At 74.0% G+C, this 24,163-nt stretch carries 24 protein-coding genes and 1 pseudogene; 11 read left to right on the forward strand and 14 right to left on the reverse strand.

Features of this window, described 5'->3' with window-relative positions:
• Nucleotide 1 precedes the first annotated feature (1 nt).
• Complete coding sequence (gene hemQ, locus ACIQFU_RS25475) at nt 2–733, forward strand: hydrogen peroxide-dependent heme synthase (RefSeq protein ID WP_402554477.1); 732 nt, start codon at nt 2–4, stop codon at nt 731–733.
• A gap of 30 nt (nt 734–763) precedes the next feature.
• Here hemQ and ACIQFU_RS25480 read toward each other — a convergent pair whose 3' ends face one another.
• The 4 genes from ACIQFU_RS25480 to ACIQFU_RS25495 form a co-directional block, all read right to left on the reverse strand.
• On the reverse strand, nt 764–2,347 hold the full coding sequence (locus tag ACIQFU_RS25480) for an alpha/beta hydrolase (protein ID WP_402554478.1): 1,584 nt from the start codon (nt 2,345–2,347) through the stop codon (nt 764–766).
• A 114-nt stretch (nt 2,348–2,461) separates the two neighbouring features.
• Nucleotides 2,462–3,259: a TIGR04222 domain-containing membrane protein gene (locus ACIQFU_RS25485; protein ID WP_402554479.1), complete on the reverse strand. Its 798-nt coding sequence runs from the start codon at nt 3,257–3,259 to the stop codon at nt 2,462–2,464.
• A 115-nt stretch (nt 3,260–3,374) separates the two neighbouring features.
• Nucleotides 3,375–4,736 carry a DUF692 domain-containing protein gene (locus ACIQFU_RS25490; RefSeq protein ID WP_402554480.1) on the reverse strand — a complete coding sequence of 454 codons (1,362 nt, stop codon included), beginning with the start codon at nt 4,734–4,736 and terminating at the stop codon, nt 3,375–3,377.
• Between the two features lie 136 nt (nt 4,737–4,872).
• Nucleotides 4,873–5,622: a peptidyl-tRNA hydrolase gene (locus tag ACIQFU_RS25495; RefSeq protein ID WP_402554481.1), complete on the reverse strand. Its 750-nt coding sequence runs from the start codon at nt 5,620–5,622 to the stop codon at nt 4,873–4,875.
• Nucleotides 5,623–5,688: 66 nt separating this feature from the next.
• Between ACIQFU_RS25495 and ACIQFU_RS25500 the strand changes: the two genes are divergently transcribed.
• Both ACIQFU_RS25500 and ACIQFU_RS25505 read left to right on the forward strand, forming a co-directional pair.
• On the forward strand, nt 5,689–6,543 hold the full coding sequence (locus ACIQFU_RS25500) for an ATP-binding cassette domain-containing protein (RefSeq protein ID WP_402554482.1): 855 nt from the start codon (nt 5,689–5,691) through the stop codon (nt 6,541–6,543).
• Entirely contained in the window at nt 6,540–7,214 is a 675-nt protein-coding gene (locus ACIQFU_RS25505; RefSeq protein WP_402554483.1) for an ABC transporter, read from the forward strand. Before ACIQFU_RS25500 ends, ACIQFU_RS25505 begins: the two co-directional genes overlap by 4 nt.
• Here ACIQFU_RS25505 and ACIQFU_RS25510 read toward each other — a convergent pair.
• The 6 genes and pseudogenes from ACIQFU_RS25510 to zapE form a co-directional block, all read right to left on the reverse strand.
• A complete protein-coding gene (locus ACIQFU_RS25510; RefSeq protein WP_402554484.1) occupies nt 7,206–7,424 on the reverse strand; it encodes a hypothetical protein in 219 nt (72 codons plus the stop codon). The two genes, ACIQFU_RS25505 and ACIQFU_RS25510, sit on opposite strands and share 9 nt — an antisense overlap.
• An 18-nt stretch (nt 7,425–7,442) precedes the next feature.
• Complete coding sequence (locus tag ACIQFU_RS25515; RefSeq protein WP_402554485.1) at nt 7,443–8,315, reverse strand: polysaccharide deacetylase family protein; 873 nt, start codon at nt 8,313–8,315, stop codon at nt 7,443–7,445.
• Between the two features lie 90 nt (nt 8,316–8,405).
• Complete coding sequence (locus tag ACIQFU_RS25520) at nt 8,406–9,929, reverse strand: FAD-dependent oxidoreductase (protein ID WP_402554486.1); 1,524 nt, start codon at nt 9,927–9,929, stop codon at nt 8,406–8,408.
• A gap of 66 nt (nt 9,930–9,995) precedes the next feature.
• Nucleotides 9,996–11,378, reverse strand: a complete 1,383-nt coding sequence (locus ACIQFU_RS25525; protein WP_402554487.1) for a PhoX family protein — start codon at nt 11,376–11,378, stop codon at nt 9,996–9,998.
• 90 nt (nt 11,379–11,468) lie between these two features.
• Nucleotides 11,469–11,723 (reverse strand): annotated as a pseudogene (locus tag ACIQFU_RS25530) (slipin family protein); the annotation flags it as partial.
• Nucleotides 11,724–11,775: 52 nt separating this feature from the next.
• Nucleotides 11,776–12,891 carry a cell division protein ZapE gene (gene zapE / locus ACIQFU_RS25535; protein WP_402554488.1) on the reverse strand — a complete coding sequence of 372 codons (1,116 nt, stop codon included), beginning with the start codon at nt 12,889–12,891 and terminating at the stop codon, nt 11,776–11,778.
• A 906-nt stretch (nt 12,892–13,797) separates the two neighbouring features.
• On the opposite strand from zapE, the gene ACIQFU_RS25540 reads away from it, so the two are divergent.
• The 4 genes from ACIQFU_RS25540 (at nt 13,798) to msrB (ending at nt 17,166) form a co-directional block, all read left to right on the forward strand.
• The gene (locus tag ACIQFU_RS25540) at nt 13,798–14,592 is read left to right on the forward strand and encodes a pyrimidine reductase family protein (RefSeq protein WP_402554489.1); all 795 of its coding nucleotides are present in this window, start codon (nt 13,798–13,800) and stop codon (nt 14,590–14,592) included.
• A gap of 216 nt (nt 14,593–14,808) precedes the next feature.
• A complete protein-coding gene (locus ACIQFU_RS25545) occupies nt 14,809–15,282 on the forward strand; it encodes an indole-3-glycerol phosphate synthase (RefSeq protein WP_402554490.1) in 474 nt (157 codons plus the stop codon).
• A gap of 64 nt (nt 15,283–15,346) precedes the next feature.
• Entirely contained in the window at nt 15,347–16,735 is a 1,389-nt protein-coding gene (gene murC / locus ACIQFU_RS25550) for a UDP-N-acetylmuramate--L-alanine ligase (RefSeq protein ID WP_402554491.1), read from the forward strand.
• A 14-nt stretch (nt 16,736–16,749) separates the two neighbouring features.
• On the forward strand, nt 16,750–17,166 hold the full coding sequence (gene msrB, locus ACIQFU_RS25555) for a peptide-methionine (R)-S-oxide reductase MsrB (protein WP_402554492.1): 417 nt from the start codon (nt 16,750–16,752) through the stop codon (nt 17,164–17,166).
• A 24-nt stretch (nt 17,167–17,190) separates the two neighbouring features.
• Here msrB and ACIQFU_RS25560 read toward each other — a convergent pair whose 3' ends face one another.
• Together ACIQFU_RS25560 and ACIQFU_RS25565 are read right to left on the reverse strand one after the other, a co-directional pair.
• The gene (locus ACIQFU_RS25560; RefSeq protein ID WP_402554493.1) at nt 17,191–18,663 is read right to left on the reverse strand and encodes an ATP-binding protein; all 1,473 of its coding nucleotides are present in this window, start codon (nt 18,661–18,663) and stop codon (nt 17,191–17,193) included.
• Nucleotides 18,660–19,367: a response regulator transcription factor gene (locus ACIQFU_RS25565; RefSeq protein WP_402554494.1), complete on the reverse strand. Its 708-nt coding sequence runs from the start codon at nt 19,365–19,367 to the stop codon at nt 18,660–18,662. The genes ACIQFU_RS25560 and ACIQFU_RS25565 overlap by 4 nt, the downstream gene beginning before the upstream one ends.
• A gap of 250 nt (nt 19,368–19,617) precedes the next feature.
• Here ACIQFU_RS25565 and ACIQFU_RS25570 point away from each other — a divergent pair, with 250 nt between their 5' ends.
• The 4 genes from ACIQFU_RS25570 to ACIQFU_RS25585 all read left to right on the forward strand — a co-directional run bounded on the left by ACIQFU_RS25570 (nt 19,618) and on the right by ACIQFU_RS25585 (nt 23,172).
• Nucleotides 19,618–20,772, forward strand: coding sequence for an ABC transporter ATP-binding protein (locus ACIQFU_RS25570; protein WP_402554495.1), 1,155 nt, complete (start codon nt 19,618–19,620; stop codon nt 20,770–20,772).
• Nucleotides 20,769–21,470 (forward strand): ABC transporter permease, encoded by a 702-nt coding sequence (locus ACIQFU_RS25575; RefSeq protein ID WP_402554496.1) that lies wholly within the window; start codon nt 20,769–20,771, stop codon nt 21,468–21,470. The genes ACIQFU_RS25570 and ACIQFU_RS25575 overlap by 4 nt, the downstream gene beginning before the upstream one ends.
• Nucleotides 21,467–22,132: an ABC transporter permease gene (locus tag ACIQFU_RS25580; RefSeq protein WP_402554497.1), complete on the forward strand. Its 666-nt coding sequence runs from the start codon at nt 21,467–21,469 to the stop codon at nt 22,130–22,132. The genes ACIQFU_RS25575 and ACIQFU_RS25580 overlap by 4 nt, the downstream gene beginning before the upstream one ends.
• A gap of 77 nt (nt 22,133–22,209) precedes the next feature.
• Entirely contained in the window at nt 22,210–23,172 is a 963-nt protein-coding gene (locus ACIQFU_RS25585; protein WP_402554498.1) for an ABC transporter substrate-binding protein, read from the forward strand.
• Between the two features lie 24 nt (nt 23,173–23,196).
• Here ACIQFU_RS25585 and ACIQFU_RS25590 read toward each other — a convergent pair whose 3' ends face one another.
• Both ACIQFU_RS25590 and ACIQFU_RS25595 read right to left on the reverse strand, forming a co-directional pair.
• Nucleotides 23,197–23,817, reverse strand: coding sequence for a GTP-binding protein (locus tag ACIQFU_RS25590; RefSeq protein ID WP_402554499.1), 621 nt, complete (start codon nt 23,815–23,817; stop codon nt 23,197–23,199).
• Complete coding sequence (locus ACIQFU_RS25595; RefSeq protein WP_402554500.1) at nt 23,804–24,163, reverse strand: DUF742 domain-containing protein; 360 nt, start codon at nt 24,161–24,163, stop codon at nt 23,804–23,806. Before ACIQFU_RS25595 ends, ACIQFU_RS25590 begins: the two co-directional genes overlap by 14 nt.

Consider the following 24,163-nt stretch of genomic DNA (forward strand, 5'->3'; position numbering starts at 1 on the left):
CATGAGTGACGACGCCTCCACCCCCGCCGCCGAGCGGATCCCGAACAAGGGCAAGCTGGCCAAGGACCTCAACGAGGTCATCCGCTACACCCTCTGGTCCGTCTTCAAGCTCAAGGACACCCTCCCCGAGGACCGCGCCGGGTACGCCGACGAGGTCCAGGAGCTGTTCGACCAGCTCGCCGCGAAGGACGTGACGATCCGCGGCACCTACGACCTCTCCGGTCTCCGCGCCGACGCCGACCTGATGATCTGGTGGCACGCCGAGACCGCCGACCAGCTCCAGGAGGCGTACAATCTCTTCCGCCGCACGAAGCTCGGCCGTGCGCTGGAGCCGGTCTGGTCGAACATGGCGCTGCACCGCCCCGCCGAGTTCAACCGCTCGCACATCCCGGCCTTCCTGGCCGACGAGACGCCGCGCAACTACATCAGCGTCTACCCGTTCGTGCGCTCCTACGACTGGTACCTGCTGCCCGACGAGGACCGCCGCCGCATGCTCGCCGACCACGGCAAGATGGCCCGCGGCTACCCGGACGTGCGCGCCAACACGGTCGCTTCGTTCTCGCTGGGCGACTACGAGTGGATCCTCGCCTTCGAGGCCGACGAGCTGCACCGCATCGTCGACCTCATGCGCCACCTGCGCGGCTCCGAGGCCCGCCGCCACGTCCGCGAGGAGATCCCGTTCTTCACCGGGCGCCGCAAGGACCTCGGCGAGCTGGTCGCCGGGCTCGCCTAGTCGACGGCCCGGTCGATCCCGCCTGATCCGTCAGGCCCTCGGCTTCGGTTCCGGGCGCGGGGCGCACGACGTGTCCCGCGCCGGGAGGCGGCCGTCCAGCAGGTACGCCTCCAGGTGTTCGTTGACGCAGGCGTTCGGCCCGCCCGCGATGCCGTGCGTCCCCGAGTCCCGCTCGGTCACCAGTACCGAGCCCGACAGCCGCCGCCGCAGCTCCAGCGCGCCCTCGTACGGGGTCGCCGCGTCCCGTTCGGCGGCCAGGATCAGCGTCGGCGGCAGCTCACCCGGTGCGGTGCGCACGTCGAGCGGCTTCTGCCGGGGCGCCCGCCAGTAGGCGCACGGCAGGTTGGTCCACACGTTGTCCCAGGTCTCGAAGGGCGCCCGGCGGGCCAGCCGGGTGTTGTCCCGGTCCCAGACCTCGAAGTCGGCCGGCCAGGGCGCGTCGTTGCACTCGACGGCCGTGTACACGGCGTTGGAGTTCTCCGACTGGACCGCGCCCTCCTCGGTCCGCGTGCCCGCCTGGTCGATCAGCGGCTGCGGGTCACCCTTCAGATACGCCGACAGCGCCTCGGCCCGGTGCGGCCAGTAGTCGTCGTAGTACCCGGCCTTCAGGAACGCCCCCTGCAACTGCGCGGGGCCCACCGTCCCGCCCGCCGGCTCCGCCGCCAGCCGCGCGCTCGCCTCCTCGTAGGCGTCCTGCACCTTCCGCGGCCGGTCCCCGAGCCCGTACACGTCGTCGTGCTCGGCGACCCACTCCTTGAAGTCGTCCCAGCGGTCCTCGAACGCCTCCGACTGCTCCAGGTTGTTGCGGTACCAGACCTGCTCGGGGTCCGGATCCACCACCGCGTCGAACACCATCCGCCGTACGTGCGAGGGGAACAGCTCGGCGTACAGCGCGCCGAGGTAGGTGCCGTACGACGCGCCCATGAAGGTGAGCCGCCGCTCGCCCAGCGCGGCGCGGACGACCTCCAGGTCCCGGGCGTTGTTGAGGGAGTGGTAGTGCCGCAGGGCGTCCCCGCCCCGTTCCGCGCAGTCGCGCGCGTACGCCTCGGCCTCGGCGGCGCGCTGCCTCTTGTACGCGGCCGAGGGCTGCGTCGGGGCGGGCCGCGGGCCCTTGAAGAAGTCGCCGGGGTCCTGGCAGGACAGCGGCGCGGAGGGCGCGACACCGCGCGGGGCGTAGCCGACGAGGTCGTAGGCGGCGGCGAGCCGCTTCCACTCGGGCACCATGCCGACCAGCGGGAAGTACAGCCCGGAGGCGCCGGGTCCGCCCGGGTTGTAGAGGAGGGCGCCCTGTCCGGGGACCTCGCGCCCGGCGTCGTCCGGGTCCTTGTGGGTGGCCCGCACCCGGCTGACGGTGAGCTCGATCCGCTTCCCGTCGGGGTGGGCGTAGTCCAGGGGCACGGAGACCGTGCCGCAGCGCATGGCGCCCGGCAGCTCCTCCGCCTTCGGGCACGCCCCGAACTCGATCCCGGCCGCCGCCGCACGCCGGGCGGCCACGGCGGTACCGTGCGCCTCGGCGGACCCGGGTCCTGCCGCGGGCAGCGCCTGGGCCGGGGCGGCGGCGAGGGTGCTCAGCAGCAAGGACCCGGCGGCCGAGTAGAGGGCGGCAGCTCGCATCGCGTATCCCTTCGGTGCACGGTGTGACACAAGGGATGTTTGGTGCGGCGGCCGTGCGGGGCAAGCACCGCCGGCGGGTGTCGGCGCCGAGTGCCCCCGTACGCCCCCGGCGCGTCAGGCCCGGCGCTCCCAGTGGTCGCCGGCGTACTTCTCGCGGTGGGCGAAGGCCGCACGCAGGTCCGGCTCGCCGATCGCGTGGACGCCCCGCACGGCGACCGAGGTGAGGAAGGTCCGGTCGTCCGCCGTGCCGTCGGCCTGCCGGACGAGGGCACCGACCAGCCGTTGCCCGGCCGGAGAGGCCCAGCGGGCGTACGGGTGGATCTCCATGCGCGTGATGGCGAGGCACCCGAGCGTCAGGGCGAGCGGCAGCGCGAACCAGAGGGCGATGAGCAGCCGCGGCTCGGTGGCGGGCAGCGGCAGCGCCAGGGCGACCAGGCCGAGCGCGCACACGGTCACCGCGGCGACCCGCACCCGCCGCACCCCGGCCGCGACACCGCCGGTGCCGCCGTCGGGTACCGCGAGGCCCGCTCCGACCAGCCGGTCGGCCAGGCTCCGTACCGCGTCGGCGGCGGCCGCGGCGGCCCGCACCGGCGCTATCCGGGACTGTCCCTGGGGCCCTATCGCCCCTATGACCGACCGCTCCATGTCGTCCCGGCCGTCGGGGTCCACGACCGTCGCCCAGCCGGTGTGCGCGAGCAGCAGCCGCCGCTGGCGCGCCATCGAGACGAGGGTCAGGTCGGCCACCCGCCGCGGGCCGCCGGACAGGAACGCCGCCTCGTACAGCGTCAGCGTGTGCGCGGGAGCCGCGGCGCGCGGGCCGACGTCCGCCGCGCGCACGGCGGCCAGGCACAGCCGCAGACACGCGAGGCCCGCGACGACCCAGGCCGACAGGAGGAAAAGGACCCAGAACATGCCGTACTTCTATGCCAAAGGCCTGCGCCGGCGCCATGCCCTGTTCACATTCCGGGACGCAGTGTCGTGGGTATGTGACGTTCCGTTCGGTGCTGTCCCCCGACGCCGTCCCGGTTCAGCGGCGCAGCAGAACGCGCCTGGTCGCACGGGCCAGACGGGCCCCGGGACGCCTGGAGCGGGGCACCGGCCCCGACCGGTCCAGCCACCACTCCCGCAACTCCCGCAGCACGGCCGGGTCCGCGTCCCCCGGCGCCGTCCGCAGCACGTGCTCGACGAAGCCGAGGGCGTCCCGCCGGTAGCCGCCGGTCATCGGGGAGCCCTGCGCGTAGGCGAGGAAGGCAGGCCGGTACCGCGCGCCCAGGATCACCGGCAACTCGGGCGCGACCTTCCCGACCACGTCGGCCCGCTTCCCGGCGAGCGCCCGTGCCTGCACCCCCAGCCGCACCCGGTCGAATCCCTCGGGCACCGGCGTCCCCGCGACCAGCGCGGACAGCAGCGCGGCCTGCGCCAGCCCGAGCCGCTGCCGTACGGCGTCGCCGGAACCGGAACCGGAACCGGACCCGGACCCGGGACCGGAACTGGACCGGGACCCGGGCCCGACGCCCGAGGTGCGCGCCGCCGACCCGGTCCCGACGGCTGCCGTACTCCCCGCCCGCCCCTTCGCGACGGCGGTGCGGATCGCCTCCACCTCACCGCGCAACTCGTCGCCGTCGGGGAAGTTCTCGTCCCGCTCCAGCAGCACGCCCGGCGGTGCGACACGCGAGGCGAGGTCGGTCAGGATGTCCAGCACCGGCCGCGGAACGGGGTGGGCGTGGCTGTCGTGCCAGACGCCGTCCCGCTCGAAACCGCCCGCGACATGGACGTAGGCGATGGCCTCCAGAGGCAGTTCGGCGAGCGCCTCGGCCGGGTCCGCGCCGAGGTTGACGTGGTTGGTGTGCAGGTTCGCCACGTCGATCAGCAGCCGCACCCCGGTCCGGTCGGCCAGCTCGTACAGGAACTGCCCCTCCGTCAGCTCCTCGTCCGGCCAGGCGACGAGCGCGGCGATGTTCTCCACGGCGAGCGGCACGGGCAGCGCGTCCTGCGCGACGCGCACGTTCTCGCACAGCACGTCCAGCGCGTCACGGGTGCGCGGCACGGGCAGCAGGTGCCCCGCCTCCAGCGACTGCGAGGCGGTCAGCGCCCCGCCCGCGCGGACGAACGCGATGTGCTCGGTGACCAGCGGCGACCCCAGGACCTCCGCCCGCCCGGCCAGCGCCGCGAGCCGCCCCGCGTCCGGCCGGTCCGCGCCCCCGAGCCCGAGCGAGACCCCGTGCGGCACGACGGTCACCCCGCGCTCGCGCAGCCGCAGCAGCGAATCGGGCAGATGTCCCGGACACAGGTTCTCGGCCACGGCCTCGACCCAGTCGATGCCGGGCATCCGCTCGACGACGTCGGCGATCTCCGGCCGCCATCCGACGCCGGTGCCCAGTCGCGCCATTTCCCGCATGATCGCGTCCCCCTTCCCCGCGCACATGTCGGGGGTTATCGCCCGCCGGATCCGGGCCGAATCCGGTACGGGCGACTTCAGAGCAGGATTTGAGCTTCCGTACGGCCCGCGCCCGGCCGCGCGGGACCTACCGGATCTCCCGCCGCAGTGCCGGATGGTCCGCCACCACCGTGCACGAGCCCGGCGCGATCTCCGTGAAGCCGGCGTCGCGCACCACCGGCAGGCCGCCGGTGGTGAGACCGGGCCAGCGGGCCGGGTCCGCGGTGCGCACCGACAGCGGGAAGCCCGCGTCGCGCCACGCCGTCCGCTCGTCGTCCGACAGCTCCCACCAGGCGAGCTGCGCACCGTGTCCGGCCTGGGCCATCGCCTTGCCCGCCGACATGTCCAGGCCGGGGTTCATCCAGAGCACCGGCGCGGCCGGGCCGGCGTCGACCGGCGGCTCGGGGTCGTCGAGGTCGGTGCCGGAGACCTGGAGGCGGGCCAGGTCCTTCGGCCAGCCGTCCAGCGGGACCGGCGGGAAGACCCGCACCTCGGCGGTCCTGCCGGTGACCGTGATGCCGGGCAGCGCCCCGGCCCGCCGCCACTCCGCGCCGCGGGCCCGCCGCACGACCTTGCGGATACGCGCGTCCTGCCAGTCCCGCACCGCCCGCGCCCACTCTCCGTCACCGGTGGACCGCTCGTCGCCGAGCATCACCAGCACCGCCCGGGCCGCGGTCTCCAGCGCGTCGGTACGGGGCGGCGGCGCCGCCCGCTCGATGCGCACGACGAGCGGGAGTACGAACTGCGGTGCGAGGTCGCGGTCGCCGGGCTCGGGGCGGAAGGGACTGTCGGGGGCGGGGACGGTGGCGGGGACGGGCGTCGTCGGGTCGTTGCTCACGCCCTACAGTCTGCCAAGTCGCCCGCCCCGGGCCGCCCGGCCGCCCGCCCGCGAGAGTATGGCCCCATGCAACGCGAGCTCCGGCTGGACGGCGTGGGACGCCGCTACGGCGTCCGCGGCCCCTGGGTGCTGCGCGGCGTCGGCCTCGGCGTGCCGCCCGGCACCCTCGTCCGCGTCGAGGGCGCCAACGGCACCGGCAAGTCGACCCTGCTGCGCCTGCTCGCCGGGATCGACGCCCCCACCGAGGGCAGGGTCACCGGCCGCCCCCGCACCGCCTACGTCCCCGAACGCTTCCCCTCCGCCCTGCCGTTCACTGCCGCCCGGTACCTCACCCACCTCGGCACCGTCCACGGGCTGTCCCGCAGGGTGGCGGCCCGGGCGGCGGGGCGGTGGCTGGAGCGGCTGGGGGCCGCCGGGTACGCCGACACACCGCTCTCCCGGCTGTCCAAGGGCACCAGCCAGAAGGTGGCGGTGGCACAGGCGCTGCTCGCCGAGCCGGAACTGCTGGTCCTCGACGAGGCGTGGACCGGGCTCGACGCGGACGCGCGGGAGGAGTTGGAACGGGCGGTCGCCGAGCGCACGGCGGCGGGCGGCGCCGTGGTCTTCGTCGACCACGATCCGCGCCGCCTCGCCGGCGCGCCCGACGCCGTGTACACCGTCCGCGACGGCAGCCTGCACCGCCGTACCGGACCCGCCCCGGTTCCGGCCGGGCCGCGGGTCGTCGTCCGGGTGCAGGGGCCGCCCGGCGCCGCCCTGCCCGCCGACGTGCACCGGGTCGCCGCCTCGGCGCAGGAGACCGGCCCCGGGTCCCTCACGCTCGCCGTCCCCGCCTCGCACTCCGACGTCCTGCTGCGCACGCTGCTGACCGCCCGGCCGCCCTGGCACGTAGTGAGCGTGCACGCCCCCGAGGACCCCCGATGACCGCTCTCCTGCACTATCAGGCCGCACTCCTGCTGCGTTCCCAGCGCTGGCTGCCGCCCGTCGTCCTGTACGCCGCAGTCCTCGGCATCGGGGTGCAGGGCGGGCAGCCGGTGCTGGACTCGCTGGGCTGGGCGGCGGCCGCACTGCTGCCGGTCGCGGCCTGGCTGGTCCGGATCTGCGTCACCGGTGAGCCGCCCGCCGCGCGGGTGTGCGTGTCGGCTGCCCGCGGGCCCGCGCGGGCCCATCTGGCCTGCGTACTCGTGGCGCTGGCCGTCGCGGGCGTCCTCGGCGCGGCGGCGACCGTCGTCGTGACGCTGATCAGCGACCCGGCCGGTGCCGGTCACGGCCCGCGCGTGCCCCCGCTCCCGGCGGCCGGCGCGGGGCTGCTCGCCGCGCTGGTGTGCGCCCTGCTCGGCACCGCCGTCGGCGCGCTCACCGCCTGGCCGGTGCTGCGCTCGCCCGGCCGCGCGGTGCCCGCGCTGCTGCTGGCGGCGCCGGCGGCGCTGATGGCGTCGGGCTCCCCGGCCCGGGCGGCGGTCGGCGGGCTGGTCGCCGGGTCGAAGTCGGGTGCGGTCCCGTCGCCGTTGCTGCCGCTGGGCGGGGCGGCGGCCGTCGCCGCGGCCGCCGTCGCCGTGGCCTGTGCGCTCAGCTCGCGCAGGCCGTCAGCCTGAGCAGGCGGTGCGCTGGGCCTCCTGCCACTCGCAGACCGGGCAGAGCGTGATCCCCTTGTACGACTCCGGGTACTCCGTCGGCTCCCGGCACACGACGCACTCCGCGTACGGCGGGCCGTCGGCCCTGGGCGGCCGGGAAGCGTCGATCAGGCAGTAGCCGCCGGGCTCGCAGCCGGGGCCGTCCGGGTCCTGGTCGTGATCGCTGCTCATGTCTCCAGGGTAGTCCCGTCAGCCGCGCCCGCCGGCGGCGGCGACCAGGTCCGAGACCTTCACGAAGCGGTAGCCCTGGCGGCGCAGCTCGGGCACGACCGCCCGCACCACCTGCTCGGTCACCGGGGCGGCGCTGCGCGTGCAGTGCATGACGACGACCGATCCCGGCCGCACCCCGTCGAGGACCTGCCGGGTCACCGCGTCGGCGTCCGTCGCGAACGCGTCCCCGCTGACCACGTCCCACTGCACGGCGGTGACACCGGTGGCCGACAGCTCCTTGAGGGCCGCCTTGTCGTAACAGCCGCCGGGGAAGCGGAAGTACGGCATCGGATTCGGCACTCCGGCCTTCTCGAACGCCGTGTACGCCCGCTCCAGGTCCGCGCGCATGCGGTCCTTGGACACCGTCGGCAGGCCGTAGCAGTCGTCGGTGTAGGCGTAGTGGCTGTAGGAGTGGTTGGCGATCTCGAACCGCGGGTCCCGGCCGATGGAGCGGGCCTGGTCCGGGTACTCCTCGGCCCAGCGGCCGGTCATGAACACCGTGGCCGGCACCTTCAGCTTCCGCAGCGTCGAGATCAGCTGCGGGTTGTCGAACCGTTCGCCCGACGCCGCCCGCGGCCCCTCGTCGGCGGTCATGTCGGCGTCGAAGGTGAGGGCGACCGTCTTGCCGTCCTTCGTGCCGTCCGTGCGGGGACCGTGCTCGAAGACGGGCGTGAGGCCCGCCGGGCCGGGGGCGAGGGTGGGCGTCCGGGACGGCGAGGGGGAGGGGGAGGAGGACGGGGCGGGGGCCGAGGGTGCCGGACGGGGTGTCTGCCCGGTGCCGGTGGTTCCGCAGGCGGTGAGGGCGGCGCCCAGAACACAGAACGCGGTCGCGCGTCGTACGAGAGTGATCACCGTACGAACGTAGGAGTGAGATGGTCGGTTTGTATGACTATGCGGGCTGACGTGCCGCCCCGGTCACCCGCCCGGCGCAGGGCGACCGGGTCAGATGTCCCGCTGCTCCAGGGGCTTCGTAGCCGGGCCCTCGATCACCTTGCCGTCCGTGTCGAAGCGGGAGCCGTGGCAGGGGCACTCCCAGGCTCGCTCGGCCGCGTTGAAGTCGACCAGGCAGCCCAGGTGGGTGCAGCGCGGCGAGACGGCGTGCAGGGTGCCCTCCTCGTCCCGGTAGACCGCGAGCCGGTCGCCGCCCGCCCGGACCACCGCGCCCTCGCCCGGCGGCAGCGCCTCGACCGGCGGGGTGGGGCGGAGCCGGTCGCCGACGAAGTGCCGGGCCACCTCGGCCTGCGTCTTGAGCAGCGCAGGCGCCTCGCGCACCGCCGTACGCAGCCGGCGCGGGTCGTACAGCCCGCTCCACGCGCACTCCTCGCCGGTGATCTGCGCGGTCAGCAGCCGGCCCGCCATCATGCCGCCGCTCAGCCCCCAGCCGCCGAAGCCGGTCGCGACGTAGGTGTGGTGGGCGCCCGGGTGCAGCGGGCCGGCCATCGGCACGGTGTCGGTGGGGTCGATGTCCTGCGTGGCCCAGGCGTGGGTGCGGTCGACGCCGGGGAAGTGCTCGTCCGCCCAGGCGGCCAGGGTCTCGAAGCGCTCGCGGGTGTCGCCCGTGCCGGGGGTGAAGTGCTCCCCGGTGACGACGAGCAGGCGGCGGCCCGCCTCGTCCAGGGGCGCCGTACGCACCGAGCGGGTGTTCTCCTCCGGCGTGATGTACATGCCGTCGACGTCGCGGTCCGCCTCGATGGTCCCGGCGACGACCAGCTCGCGGCGCGGGGAGAGGCGGGCGAAGAGCAGGGCACGGTCGAAGACCGGGTAGTGCGTGGCGACCACGACGTCCCGGGCGGTCACCGTCGCCCCCGCCGCCGTCCTCACCCGGCACGGCTCGCCCTCGTCCAGGCCCTGCACGGTGGTGTCCTCGAAGATCCGCCCGCCGTGCGCCTCCAGGTCCGCGGCGAGGGCCCGCAGGTACTTGACGGGATGGAACTGGGCCTGTCCGGTCACCTTCACGGCGCCCGCCACCGGGAACGGCAGCCCGGTCTCCGTCACGAAGGACGCCGGCAGCCCGGCCTCCTTCGCGGCGGCCGCCTCGGCCCGCACCTCGTCGACGCGGCCCGGGTCGCGCACATACGTGTACGCGTCGCGCGTCTCCCACTCGCAGTCGACGCCCAGCTCGGCGACGATCCCGGCGGCGCGCTCGATCGCCTCGGACTGCGAGCGGGCGTACAGCCGGGCGCCCTCGGGGCCGCGGGTGCGACGCAGCCTGTCGTAGACCAGGGTGTGCAGGACGGTCAGCTTGGCGCTGGTGTACCCGGTGACTCCGCCGGCGGCCCGTCCGGCCTCCAGCACCGCGACGCTGCGCCCGGCCCGCACCAGCTCCCAGGCCGTGCTGAGCCCCGCGACTCCGGCGCCGATCACGGCGACGTCGACGTCGAGATCCTCGGCGAGCGCGGGGCGGGGCGCGCCGCCCGGTGCCGTCTGAAGCCAGTACGAGCCGTTGACCTGCACGTTCTCAGTCATGCGGCCCGAGTACCCCGGGGCCGCGGCTTCAGTGACCGGGCGGCGGGCCCCGCCCGTGCCCCGCCGCTACCCGCGCCAGGGGCCGGTGACCGCGAAGGTGGTGCCGGGCGTGTAGCAGTTGACGTACATCGTGTCGCCGTCGGGGGAGAAGGTGACGCCGGCGAACTCACCCCACTCCGGCTCCTCCGGCGTCCCGATGTTCTGGGCGCCGCGGGCCATGGCGTACACCTCGCCGCGCCGGGTGAGGCCGAAGACGTGCTGGGCGCCGTTGCCGTCCTCGCAGACCATGAGGCCGCCGCTGGGCGCCAGGCAGATGTTGTCCGGGGACTCGCCCGGCAACCGCACGTCGGTGTCCGGGCCGAAGACGATCACCAGGGTGAGCCGGCGCCGCTCGGGGTCGTAGCGCCAGATCTGCCCGTAGTGGTCGGCGGCCGAGCCCTCGGAGCTGTGGGCGAACGACGACACGAAGTACACGCTGCTCCCGCCCCAGTAGCAGCCCTCCAGCTTCTGCGCGTGGGTGATGCCGCCCCGGCCGAAGTCCTGGAAGCGGATGGGCGTCCCGTCCGCCAGCGGGTCGGGTACGTCCACCCACTCGATGCGGTCGAAGGTGGCGCCCGTCTCCTGGATCGAGGAGAGGTCGGGTACGCCGGGCACGCGCATCGCCTGGAGTCTGCCGCCCGCCCGCAGCGAGCCCCGGCCGCCCAGCGGCTTCTCGGGCAGGAACCGGTAGAACAGGCCGAACGGCCGTTCGAAGGCGTCCTCCGTCTCGTAGACGACCCCGCGCCGGGGATCCACGGCGATCGCCTCGTGCTGGAAGCGGCCCATCGCGGTCAGCGGCACCGCGCCGGTGCGGTGCGGGTCGGCCGGATCGACCTCGAAGATGAAGCCGTGGTCCTTGGTGTAGCCGTTGGTGCCGGCCCTGTCCTCGGTCTCCTCGCAGGTCAGCCAGGTGTTCCAGGGAGTGTGCCCGCCCGCGCAGTTGACGGCCGTGCCGGCGATGGCGACCCGCTCGGACAGCACGTGGTTGCGGGAGTCCAGCTCCAGCGCCGTACAGCCGCCCTTGCCCTCCGGGTCGTACGTCAGGCCCTTGACGGTGGGGACGGGGACGCGGCCGTCGGCGCGGTTCTCGTGGTTGCGGACGAGGCGGGTGTGGCCGTGCCTGCCCGGGAAGGCCGACATGCCGTCGTGGTTGGACGGCACCTTGCCCTCGCCGGAGCGCAGCTCGTCGCCCTCGCGGGACAGCACCCGGTAGCGGAACCCCCTGGGCAGGTCGAGCAGGCCGTCGGGGTCGGGGACGAGGGGGCCGTAGCCGGTGCGGCCCACGGGCTGGGCGGCGGCGGTGCCGGCGAAGAGTTCGGAGAGGGCGCCGGTGAAGGCGATGCCCGCGCCCAGGGCTCCGGTACGGGCGAGCACCTGGCGTCGAGTCGCCGAGTGGCTGGACATGGACATGGGGGTGACCTTCCTGCTGGCGGACAGGACTGTGACCCCGCTGTGTCTATCACCTGCCAGGAGCCCCGGGAACCACGCGTGTAGCTCGTGTCACCGCTCGACCGGGTGGTCCTGCGCCTTCTCCAGGAAGCGCAGCAGCTCCACCGGGAAGGGCAGCACGAGGGTGGAGTTCTTCTCGGCGGCCACCGCCACGACCGTCTGGAGCAGCCGCAGTTGCAGGGCCGCGGGCGTCTCGGACATCTCCCGGGCCGCTTCCGCGAGCACCTTCGACGCCTGCAGCTCGGCGTCGGCGTCGATCACCCGGGCGCGCCGCTCACGGTCGGCCTCGGCCTGGCGTGCGGGGCTGTCGATCCTACTGTCACGACAGGCCCGCCGCCGGGCCTGTGCCGGGGCGCCGTCAGAGGGTCTCGACGAGCCGTGCCGCGTCCCGGGCCAGCGCGGTCAGCCGGGAGATCGCCCGGAAGTACTTCTTGCGGTACCCGCCCTTCAGCATCTCCTCGCCGAAGAGCCGGTCGAAGGGCAGCCCGGAGGCCAGGACGGGCACCTCGCGGTCGTAGAGCCGGTCCGCGAGCACCACGAGGCGCAGCGCCGTCGACTGGTCCTGCACCGGGCGCACCCCGGTGAGGCACACGGCGGTGAGGCCGTCGGTCAGGGCGCCGTAGCGGCTGGGGTGCATGCGGGCGAGGTGGTCGAGGAGGGCGGGGAAGTCGTCCAGGGACGCTCCCTCGGTGGCCTGCGCGGCACGGGTGACCTGCTCGTCGGAGTACGGCGCCGGGGCCTCGGGCAGCCCGCGGTGGCGGTAGTCCTCGCCGTCGATGCGCAGGGCGCGGAAGTGGGCGGACAGGCCCTGGATCTCGCGCAGGAAGTCGGCCGCGGCGAAGCGGCCCTCGCCGAGCTTGCCGGGCAGCGTGTTGGAGGTGGCGGCGAGCGCCACGCCCGCCTCCACGAGCCGGGCGAGCAGGCTGGAGACGAGGACGGTGTCGCCGGGGTCGTCGAGTTCGAACTCGTCGATGCACAGGAGGCGGTGCCCGGAGAGGGTCTGCACGGTCTGCTGGAAGCCGAGGGCGCCGACGAGGTTGGTCAGCTCCACGAAGGTGCCGAAGGCCTTGCGGGAGGGCTCGGCGGGGGTGGCGTGCCACAGGGAGGCCAGCAGGTGCGTCTTGCCGACGCCGTAGCCGCCGTCGAGATACACGCCGCGGGGTCCGGCCGGGGTCTTCGGCGCCTTGCCGCGGCCGAACCCGAAGAACCCGCGCCTGCCGCCGGACGCGGCGCCGGGGGCCTCGCCCAGTCCGCTCGCGAAGCCCTCCAGGACCCGCACGGCCTCGCTCTGGCTGGGCTGGTTCGGATCCGGGACGTACGTGCTGAAGCGCACCGAGTCGAAACGCGGCGGGGGCACCATCTCGGCGACCAGACGGTCCGCGGGGACGTGGGGCTCACGGGCGTACAGGGAGAGCGGACCCGGAGCCGTCCCCGATATCGGGGCGGGGCTGGAGGCGGGGGAGGAGGACGACACGGTGCTCAATGGTAGAGCCTGTCCGGCGGAGCCTCGTCGTCGTCCGCACGCGAGCACGTTCGTGCGCCCCGGGCACGGACGCGGGCGGGACCGTCGGGTGCCCGGCGCGGCCGGGATCGGGTGGCCTCGTTCCGGGCCGGGCGGCGTCGGCCGGTGGGTGCGGCTTCGCCTGCGGCTGCGGGGTTTCGGCGGGGATGCGTTCGGGCGCGGTCGCGGGCGGGGTGGCGTGCTGCGCCCGGTGTGGGCTTCGGGCGCGGTCGTGGGCGGGGCTGTCCGGGTGCCCGGTGCGGTCGGGATCGGGTGGTCTCGTTCTGGGCCGGGGGGGCGTTGGCCGGTGGGTGCGGGTCTGCCCGCGGCCGGGGGGTTTCGGCGGGTGTGTGTTCGGGCGCGGTCGCGGGCGGGGTGGCGTGCTGCGCCCGGTGTGGGCTTCGGGCGCGGTCGTGGGCGGGGCTGTCCGGGTGCCTGGCGCGGTCGGGATCGGGTGGTCTCGTTCTGGGCCGGGGGGGCGTTGGCCGGTGGGTGCGGGTCTGCCCGCGGCTGCGGGGTTTCGGTGGGGATGTGTCCGGGCGGGGTGGCGTGCTGCGCCCGCGCGGGCGTCCCCGTTCCGGAGGCCGCGCGGGCCGGGGGCTGTCCTCTGTCTCGGTCCCGGCGAGGCATGGCGCGGAGCGCCGCCGGTCAGGGTTCCGGGAAGCGGTGGCAGGCCGTTCGGGTGTCGGCCCGGTGGATCGTGCCGCCCTCGGTCCCGGGTGAGGCGGCACGTCACCGGTCCTCGGGCGTCCTCGGGGCGCGGACCGTGCACCGGTCGCGGCCCCGGCACGGTCCGGGTGCCGTCGGCGCGGTCCGGGCCGGTGGGCGGGGCGCCGGCCTGCGCGGTTGGCGGGTCGGGCGCGTGGAACACTGCACCACATGCGACGCCTGTTCCCCGTGCCCCCTGCGACCGACCCGACAGCCGGCCCGGACTCCGGCGGGACCGACCGGGAGTGGAGCCCGGCCGAGCTGGCCGCCGCCTACGCCTACCCCGAGCCGGACGGGCGGCGTCGCACGTGGCTGCGGGCCAACATGGTCTCCACCCTCGACGGCGCCGCCCAGCACGACGGCCGCTCCCAGCCCATCTCCAGCGCGGCCGACATGCGGGTCTTCGGCACCCTGCGCGCCCTGGCGGACGTGGTGATCGCCGGCGCCGAGACCGTACGCCAGGAGGGGTACCGCCCGGCACGCGCGCGGGCGGACTTCGCCGAGGCGCGGCGGGCGGCCGGCCAGGCACCCGTGCCGGCGGTCGCGGTGGTCAGCGCGAGTCTGGAGCTGGACTTCTCCCTGCCGCTGTACACCTCCCCGGCCGTGCCCACCCTGATCCTGACCGGAGCCGCCGCGGCCCCGGACCGGATCGCGGCCGCCGAGCGGGCCGGGGCCCGGGTGGTGATCGCCGGTGACGGCGTCGGCGTGGACCCGGCCCGTGCGCTCACGGCGCTCGCCGAGCTCGGGCACACCCGGCTGCTGACCGAGGGCGGTCCACGGCTGCTGGGCCAGTTCGTCACGGCCGGTGTGCTCGACGAGCTGTGCCTGACCGTCTCCCCGATGCTGACCGCGGGGGACGCGCAGCGGATCGCGGGCGGGCCGGCGGTCGAGGTCCCGCAGCGGTTCGCACTGGTGTCCCTGCTGGAGGAGGAAGGTTTCCTCTTCAGCCGTTACCGGCGTGACTAGGACGATCCCGGGCACGAGGGGCGGCGACGACCGGACAGGGGTTCGGTCGTTACCGCACATCCGGGAATCAGCGGAATCTTCCGTTCCGTTTAGTCCGCGCCGGGCACACTGAATCCGGCAGTACCCGTGCGATGGCGGGGCAGGATGGTTTCCGCAGGGTCCGGTACGGCCTACGGAGGGTGGGCCCACGGGCCCCCGAAGGAGAAGGGGCGCCTGGTGTTCACAAGCGTTTTGATGATCGAGAAGGCCCTGACGTCCGCCGACGTGGAGTTCGTCACCACCTTGCACGGGGACGAGCAGGTCGCCTTCCACGTACTGCTCCAGCCGCGCGGCGATCAGGCCGACCGGCTGCTGCGGGCCATCGACGACGTCGCGCTCGGCGAGCTCGACGACGCCGTACGGGAGGGGGAGACACCGGAGGGCCGGGAGGCGCAGAGTGTCGGGGAACGGGCGCTGGAGGTGTCCCTCACGGCCCTGCACGCCTCCGGGGCACAGGCCGACGGACGGCTGATCGAGGACCACCCGCTGGACGAGCTGAAGGACCTCGTCATGGAGACCGGGGCCGACGAGGTGATCGTCCTGACCGACCCCCACTACGTGGAGGAGTTCTTCCACCGGGACTGGGCCTCCCGGGCCAGGCACAAGGTCGGCGTCCCGGTCCTGAAACTCTTCTCCCACAGCAAGGCATAGGCTGGTGCCGCGCCCCCTCCGAGGGGGCGCGCCCACCGACAGAACACCCTGGGGAGAACAGCGCATGGCACCCGGCCTTCCTACCGCCATGGACCGACCGCACTTCATCGGCATCGGCGGCGCCGGAATGTCGGGCATCGCCAAGATCCTCGCCCAGCGCGGCGCCGCCGTGGCGGGCAGCGACGCCAAGGAGTCCGCCACCGCCGAGGCGCTGCGCGCGCTGGGCGCCACCGTGCACATCGGGCACGCGGCGGACCACCTCGCCGACGACGCGAGCTGCGTCGTCGTGTCCTCGGCCATCCGCGAGGACAACCCGGAGCTGGCCCGCGCCGCCGAGCTGGGCATCCCGGTCGTGCACCGCTCCGACGCCCTCGCCGCCCTGATGAACGGCCTGCGCCCGATCGCCGTGGCCGGCACCCACGGCAAGACCACCACCACCTCGATGCTGGCGGTCTCCCTGGCCGAGCTGGGCCTGGACCCGTCGTACGCGATCGGCGGCGACCTGGACGCCCCCGGCTCCAACGCCCTGCACGGCGACGGGGAGATCTTCGTCGCCGAGGCGGACGAAAGCGACCGCAGCTTCCACAAGTACGCCCCCGAGGTCGCCGTCGTCCTCAACGTCGAGCTGGACCACCACGCCAACTACGCCTCGATGGACGAGATCTACGAGTCCTTCGAGACCTTCGCCGACCGGATCGTCCCCGGTGGCACCCTGGTGATCGCCGCCGACCACGACGGCGCCCGGGAGCTGACCCGGCGGCTGGCCGGCAAGGTGCGGACGGTGACGTACGGCGAGTCCGAGGACGCGGACGTGCGCATCCGGTCCGTCGTCCCGCAGGGACTCAAGAGCGAGGTCACCGTCGTCGTCGACGGCGACGAGCTGACCTTCGCCGTCTCCGTCCCGGGACGCCACTACGCCCACAACGCCGTCGCCGCCCTCGCCGCGGGTGCCGCCCTCGGCATCCCCGCCGCCGAGCTGGCCCCCGCGCTGGCCGCCTACACCGGCGTCAAGCGGCGGCTCCAGCTCAAGGGCGAGGCGGCCGGCGTCCAGGTCGTCGACTCCTACGCGCACCACCCCACCGAGATGACCGCCGACCTCGAGGCCATGCGCGCCGCGGTCGGCGACGCCCGCATCCTGGTCCTCTTCCAGCCGCACCTCTTCTCCCGCACCCAGGAGCTGGGCAAGGAGATGGGCCAGGCGCTGGCCCTCGCGGACGCCTCGGTCGTCCTCGACATCTACCCGGCCCGCGAGGACCCGATCCCCGGCATCACCAGCGACCTGATCATCGAGGCGGCCCGCGCCGCCGGCGCCGACGTCACGCCGGTCCACGACAAGGACGCGGCGCCCGCGCTGGTCGCGGGAATGGCGAAGGCCGGTGATCTCGTTCTCACCATGGGCGCGGGCGACGTCACCGACCTCGGACCGCGCATCCTGGACGAGCTGTCGAAGTAAGGGGCTGAGGACTCATGTCGTACGACGTCGAGAAGCCGGACGAGCAGTGGCGGGCGGAGCTGGCCCCGGCCGAGTACGCCGTGCTCCGCGAGGCCGCCACGGAGCCGGCCTTCACCGGTGAGTACACGGACACCAAGACGGAGGGGGTCTACTCCTGCCGCGCCTGCGGTGCGGAGCTGTTCACCTCCACCACCAAGTTCGAGTCGCACTGCGGCTGGCCGTCCTTCTACGACCCGAAGGACACCGACGCGGTCGAACTGATCGAGGACCGCTCCCACGGGATGGTCCGCACGGAGGTGCGCTGCGCCCGGTGCGGGTCGCACCTCGGACACGTCTTCAAGGGCGAGGGCTACGCGACCCCGACCGACCAGCGGTACTGCATCAACAGCGTCTCGCTGCGGCTGGCGCCCACGGGGAACGCCGAGGGCTGAGAGCACCGCGGGCCGGGACGCCGGTCATCGGTCACCGGCCATCGGTCGCCGGTCATCGTTCACCGGGCAGCGGTGGGCCGGGAGCGTCACGGTGAACACCGTCGCCCCCGGCTCGCCGCCCAGCTCGATCGTGCCGCCGTGCGCCCGCACCAGCGCGGCGGCGACCGACAGGCCCAGGCCGCTGCCGCCCCGGTCGCGGCTGCGGGCCTTGTCGACGCGGTAGAAGCGGTCGAAGATCCGGTCCCGGTCGGCCGCCGGGACGCCGGGGCCCGTGTCGGCGACCGACACCCGGGCCGCACCGGGCGTGGCCGAGACCGTGACCGAGACCTCGGTGCCGGGCGGGGTGTGCACGGCCGCGTTGGCGAGCAGGTTGTCCAGCACCTGCCGGATCCGCTGCGGGTCCAGGCGCAGCCGCACCTCCTCCGGCCCGGCCGTCACCGTCAGCGGACGACCGGGACGGGCGGCGCGGAAGGCCTCGGCCGCCTGCCGCACCAGCTCGGTCAGATCCGTCTCCTCCCACCGCAGGGGCGCCTCCACCTCGTCCGCGTCCAGCCGGGCGAGGAGCAGCAGGTCGTCCAGGAGCACCCCCATCCGTGCCGCCTCGGCGCGCAGCCGGGCCAGGTGCCGCTCCCGTTCGCCGGGGGCGTCGGCCGCCGCGTACTGGAAGAGATCGGCGTAGCCCCGTACGGACATCAGCGGGGTGCGCAGCTCGTGGGAGGCGTCCGCGACGAACCGGCGCAGCCGCCGCTCGGCCTCCGCGCGCACCGCCAGCGAGGCGTCGATGTGCTCCAGCATCGTGTTGAACGCGGTGCGCAGCTCCGCCACCTCCTGGCCGCCGTCCCGCCCGTCGGCCCGCAGCGGCAGCCGCGCGGCCGACTCGGTCAGGTCGTGCGAGGCGATGCCGTGCGCCGTGCCGGCCATGTCGCTCAGCGGCTTCAGACCGCGCCGCAGCATCCGCCGCCCGAACACCACCAGGGCCGCCAGCGCCAGCCCGAAGACGACGACCTGCACCGTGATCAGCTGCTCCACGGTGTCCTCGACGTCGCCCAGGGGAGCCGCGCTCACCAGCACCACCCCGGGCTCGACCTCGCAGGCCCGCAGCAGATAGGGGCCGTGCCCGCCGATGCGCACGGTACGGGTGAGGTCCCGGTCCGAGCGGGCCATGGTCTGCGCCAGCGCGGTCAGCGCCCGGCTGTCCGCCGGCACCTCGGCGGGCGTGCGCAGGTCGGCCGAGCCACCGCTCACGTCGTACACGGCCGTGTACCAGCCGTAGTACGGCTTGCGCTCGACCGTGCCGTGCGCCGCCGCGTCCTTGGACTGCACCACCTGCACCAGCTTCATCTGGTCGGCGAGCTGCCGTTCCAGGTACTCCCGCATGTACGCGGTCAGCGCCGTGCCGACCACGGCGAACACCACCAGCGACAGCACCCCGAGCCCCAGCGCCAGCCGGGTGCCGAGCCGCGAGCCGCGGTAGGCGCGCCGCCACCGGCGTATCACCCGGCCGCCTGCCGGATCACGTAGCCGAAGCCCCGCACCGTCCGGATCAGCGGCTCGCCCGTGCCGTCGGCGCCGTTCGCGCCGTCCAGCTTGCGGCGCAGCCGGCTGACGACCAGCTCGACGACGTTGGACCGGCCGCCGAAGCCGTACTCCCACACGTGGTCGAGTATCTGGGCCTTGGTCAGCACGGCCGGTGACTTGCGCATCAGGTAGCGCAGCACCTCGTACTCGGTCGGCGTCAGCGACAGCCGCCGCTCGCCGCGGCGCACCTCACGGGAGTCCTCGTCCATCACCAGGTCCGCCACCCGCAGCACCGACGGCTGGAAGCCCGGCCCGGCGCTGCGCCGCAGCACGGTGCGCAGCCGGGCCATCAACTCCTCCACGGCGAACGGCTTGACCAGGTAGTCGTCACCGCCCCGGGTCAGCCCCGCGACCCGGTCGGCCACCCCGTCGCGCGCGGTGAGGAACACCACCGGCACCATCGTGCCGGCGCCGCGCAGCCGGTCCAGGACCCCGAACCCGTCGACGTCGGGCAGCATCAGGTCGAGCACCACGATGTCCGGACGGAACCCGGCGGCCAGGCGCAGCGCCTGCTCACCCGAGCCCGCCGTGACCGCCTCCCAGCCCTCGTAGCGGGCGACGGTGGCCACGAGATCGGCGATGGGCGGGTCGTCGTCCACCACCAGCAGGCGTACTTTCTCCACCCGCCCATACTGCTCCACCGGCCGCCCGCACCCCAGGGCGCGGGGGCCGCCGTCGCCGGATCGACAGCAGACCGACAGGTGGCCGACAGGTCGGCAGGGGTTTGCGGTGTGAACCCCCGAGCAGCGGGAAGGAGTGGCCCCGGAGCAACGGGGGCCCCGCGGATCAGCCGTCTACACTCGACCGGCGACGGCCTCACCGACCGCGGCCGGAGCGGACAGCTTCTGCCAGTCCCGAAGGGTATTCGGCGTTTTGATACGGATTGACTCAGTCACCAAGCGGTACCCGGACGGCACCGTGGCGGTCGACCGGCTGACGCTGGAGATACCCGACCGCTCGATCACGGTCCTCGTCGGCCCCTCGGGCTGCGGCAAGACCACGACCCTGCGGATGATCAACAGGATGGTCGAACCCACAGAGGGAACGATCCTGCTCGACGGCGAGGACCTCCAGCGGCAGTCCGTCACCACGCTGCGCCGGTCGATGGGGTACGTCATCCAGAACGCCGGGCTCTTCCAGCACCGCACGGTCCTCGACAACATCGCCACCGTGCCCCGCATGATCGGCTGGGGCAAGCAGAAGTCGCGCGAGCGGGCGGCGGAGCTGATGGAACGGGTCGGGCTCGACGCCTCCCTCGCCAAGCGCTACCCGTACCAGCTCTCCGGCGGCCAGCAGCAGCGCGTCGGCGTGGCCCGTGCGCTCGCCGCCGATCCGCCCGTGCTGCTCATGGACGAACCGTTCTCCGCCGTGGACCCCGTGGTCCGCAAGGGGCTGCAGGACGAACTCCTGCGCATTCAGGACGAACTGGGCAAGACCATCGTCTTCGTCACGCACGACATCGACGAGGCCATCAAACTGGGCACCATGGTCGCGGTGATGCGCACCGGCGGCCGGCTCGCCCAGTTCGCACCGCCCGCCGAGTTGCTGTCCGACCCCGCGGACGACTTCGTCGAGGACTTCCTCGGCGCCGACCGCGGCATCCGGCGGCTCTCCTTCTTCTCCTCCGCCGTCCTGGAGCCGGCCACCGGCCCGGTCGTGCGCGCCGATGCCACCGCCGAGCAGCTCGCCGCCGCCGGCGGTGCCCCGCACCTGCTGGTGACCGACGCGGACGGCCGGCCGCTGGGCTGGGCCGAGCCGGACGGCCTGCGGGCCGGGGACCTCGCGGCCGGGAGACTGCTCTCCCACGGGCGGCCGTTCGTGCCCGGCACCGACTCGCTGCGGGCCGCCCTCGACTGCGCGGTGCTCTCGCCGACCGGCTGGGCCGTCGCCGTGGACGCCGACGGGCGGGTCACCGGTGTCGTCTCCCAGCAGGCCGTCGGTGAGGCGATCCGCACCGCCCACGACGCGGAGAGCCCCGGCGACGCGCGGGCCGAGGAGCCCGCCGGCATCACGAAGGTCGCCCCGTGAACGGCTTCTTCGACATCCCGAGCGACCTCGACAACACCTGGTTCGGCCTGATCGGCCTGCACCTGCGCGAGGCGCTGCTGCCGGTCCTGGCCGGCCTGCTCGCCGCGCTGCCCCTCGCCCAGCTCTGTGTGCGCTTCCGCTGGCTGTACCCGCCCGTGCTCGGCGTGACGACCGTCTTCTACGCCATCCCGTCGCTGGCCGTCTTCGTGGTCCTCATCGACTACACCGGCCAGACCGAGCTGACCGTGATGATCCCGCTGGCCGTGTACAGCCTGGTGGTGCTGGTCCCGGCGATCGTCGACGGAGTGCGGTCGGTGCCCGAGGAGACCCTCGCCGCGTCCACGGCCATGGGCTTCGGTCCGCTGCGCCGCTATCTCCAGGTGCAGTTGCCCATCGCGGTGCCCGCCATCCTCGCCGGTCTGCGGGTGGCCGTCTCGGCGAGCATCTCACTGGTCAGCGTCGGCGCCCTCATCGGCAACCAGGGCGCCCTCGGCAACCTGCTCGCGGACGCCCAGAAGTACGGGCGGCCGGAACTGGCGGTCAACTCCGTCCTCACCACCGCCGTACTGGCCGTCCTGTGCGACGCGGTCCTCGTCCTGGTCCGCAACCTGCTGACCCCGTGGATGCCGCGGGGCAGGCGGCAACGCCCCAAGGAGGCCGCCGCGCGGCCCGAGCCCCAGGAGGCGGCCGCCCGGTGAACGTCCTGAACTTCGTCAACGCCTTCTTCAGCGACGGCGCCCATTGGCACGGCTACGACGGCATCCCCACGCGCCTCGTGGAGCACGTCCAGTACACGCTGATGGCCCTCGGGCTCGCCGCCGCGATCGGACTGCCGGTCGGGCTGCTGACCGGGCACACCGGGCGCGGCGGCAACGCCGTCGCCTTCGTCGCCACCGCCGCCCGCGCCCTGCCCAGCTTCGGTCTGCTGGTGCTGATCGCCGTCGTCGTCGGCATCGGCCTGCTGCCCGTGATGATCCCCCTGGTCGTGCTCGCGGTCCCGCCCATCCTGGTGACCACCTACGAGGCGGTCCGCTCCGTCGACCCCGCTCCGGTGGACGCCGCGCGGGGCATGGGCATGACCGAGACCGGCATCCTCTTCCGCGTCGAACTGCCCGTCGCCCTCCCGCTGGTCCTCAGCGGACTGCGCTCGGCCGCCATCCAGGTCGTGTCGACGGCGACCATCGCCGCCTACGTCAGTCTCGGCGGAATCGGCCGGTACATCATCGACGGGCTCTACCAGCGCGACTACGAGAAGGTGGTCGGCGGCGCCACGCTGGTCGCCCTGCTGGCGCTCGTCACCCTCGCCGTTTTCTGGGGGGCCGGGCGGCTGGCCGTGTCGCCGGGGGTGCGCAGGCGTTGACGGCGCACCCCGGCGGCGGAGAAACCGTAACCAGGCCGTTCTTGACTGACCGGCAAGTGGCTCGTTTGGATCGACGGATGACTTCCACCGCCAAGAGCAGCAGGTCCAGGACGAGGCACACCGGCGCGGCCGCCGTCGCGCTCACCGCCGCGGCGGCGCTGCTCGCGGGCTGTTCCTCCGACTCCGACGACACGTCCGACAATCCCCTGGCGGGCGACAAGGCGGAGGCCGGCACCGTCGTCGTCGGCTCGAACAACTTCGCCGAGAGCACCCTGCTCGCCGACATCTACGGAGAGGCACTCAAGGCCAAGGGCCTCAAGGTCGCCTACAAGCACAACATAGGCAGCCGCGAGACGACGTACGGCCTGATGAAGAACGGGTCCGTCACGGTGCTGCCGGAGTACAACGGCTCGCTGCTGGCCTACCTCGACCCGAAGGCCGGGCAGGAGTCCGCCGACGCGGTGAACGAAGCGGCGAAGGCGAAGCTGGACAAGAAGCTGACGCTGCTGGAGTCCTCGCCGGCCGAGAACAAGGACTCGGTGAGCGTCAACGCCGAGACGGCGAAGAAGCACGGCCTGACCGCCGAGTCGACCCTCGCCGACCTCAAGGACGTCGCCCCGGACCTGACGATCGGCGGCTCGCCCGAGTTCCAGACCCGGCAGCAGGGCCTCAAGGGCCTCGAATCGGTGTACGGGCTGAAGTTCAAGTCGTTCAAGGCGCTCGACGCGGGCGGTCCGCTGACCCAGTCGGCGCTGACCAAGAACACCGTGCAGGCGGCGGACGTCTTCACCACCGACCCGACCATCATCAAGGAGAAGTTCGTCGTCCTGAAGGACCCGGAGAACCTCTTCGGCTACGCGAACGTCACCCCGCTGGTCGCCAAGGACGGGCTGTCGAAGGAGGGCGCGGCCACGCTCAACGCGGTCTCCGCCAAGCTGGACACCAAGACGCTCCTCGACCTCGACGCCAAGGTCCAGCTCGACAAGAAGGACCCCCTGGACGTGGCCAAGGAGTGGCTCAAGACCGCCGGCCTCGGCTGACGGGACCCGCGCTGGGGGCCGCCGTCACGACGCCGCGGCCCCGGCCGCGGCGTCGATCAGCTGGTCGATCAGGGCGATGAGGACGTCCCGGCTGGAGCTCCGCTCCCGCGCGTCGCACAGCAGCACCTGCACGTGCTCCGGCAGCGCGAGGGCCTCGCGGATCTCCGCGGCCGGGTACGGGTGCCGGCCGTGGAAGCCGTTGACCGCGACGACGAACGGGATGCCCCGCCGCTCGAAGAAGTCGATCGCCGCGAAACTCGACTCCGGCCTGCGCACGTCCACCAGGACCACCGCACCGAGCGCCCCGATCGCCAGGTCGTTCCACATGAACCAGAACCGCTGCTGACCCGGCGTACCGAAGAGGTACAGCACCAGGTCCCGGCCCATCGAGATCCGGCCGAAGTCCAGCGCCACGGTCGTGGCCCGCTTCTCCTCTATGCCCGCCAGGTCGTCGACACCCAGCCCCGCCGCGGTCAGCGGTTCCTCGGTGCGCAGCGGGGCGATCTCGCTGACCGACCCGACCATGGTGGTCTTCCCGACACCGAAACCGCCCGCGATGAGGATCTTCACCGCGTCGGGAGCGCCCGGTGCGGTCGGGCGCGCGGATGCCGTGCGCGTCTCGGCGGCGTGCTCAGAGCCGGCCAAGGCCGTCCCTCACTTTCTGCAGCAGGTCCAGGTCGGGATTGGCGCGGGAGACGAGGTGCGGCGGCCGGGCGGTGATCCGGCCGGCCTCCAGCAGGTCCGAGAGCAGGATGACCACCACGCTCACCGGCAGGTCGAGACGGGCCGCGACCTCCGCCACCGCGACCGGCTCGGCACACAGCCGCAGGATCCGCAGGTGCTCGGGCTGCGGCCGTGCCGCCCGGATCGGCTGCGGATCGACGGCGGTCACCGTCGTGATGAGGGTGAAGTCGGCGCGGCTGGGGCGGGTCCGGCCGCCGGTCAGGGTGAACGGCCGCACGAGCCGGCCCGCCGCGTCGCCTCCGGTCAC

It is taken from the genome of Streptomyces sp. NPDC093065 (genome assembly GCF_044754585.1).
Taxonomy (GTDB): domain Bacteria; phylum Actinomycetota; class Actinomycetes; order Streptomycetales; family Streptomycetaceae; genus Streptomyces.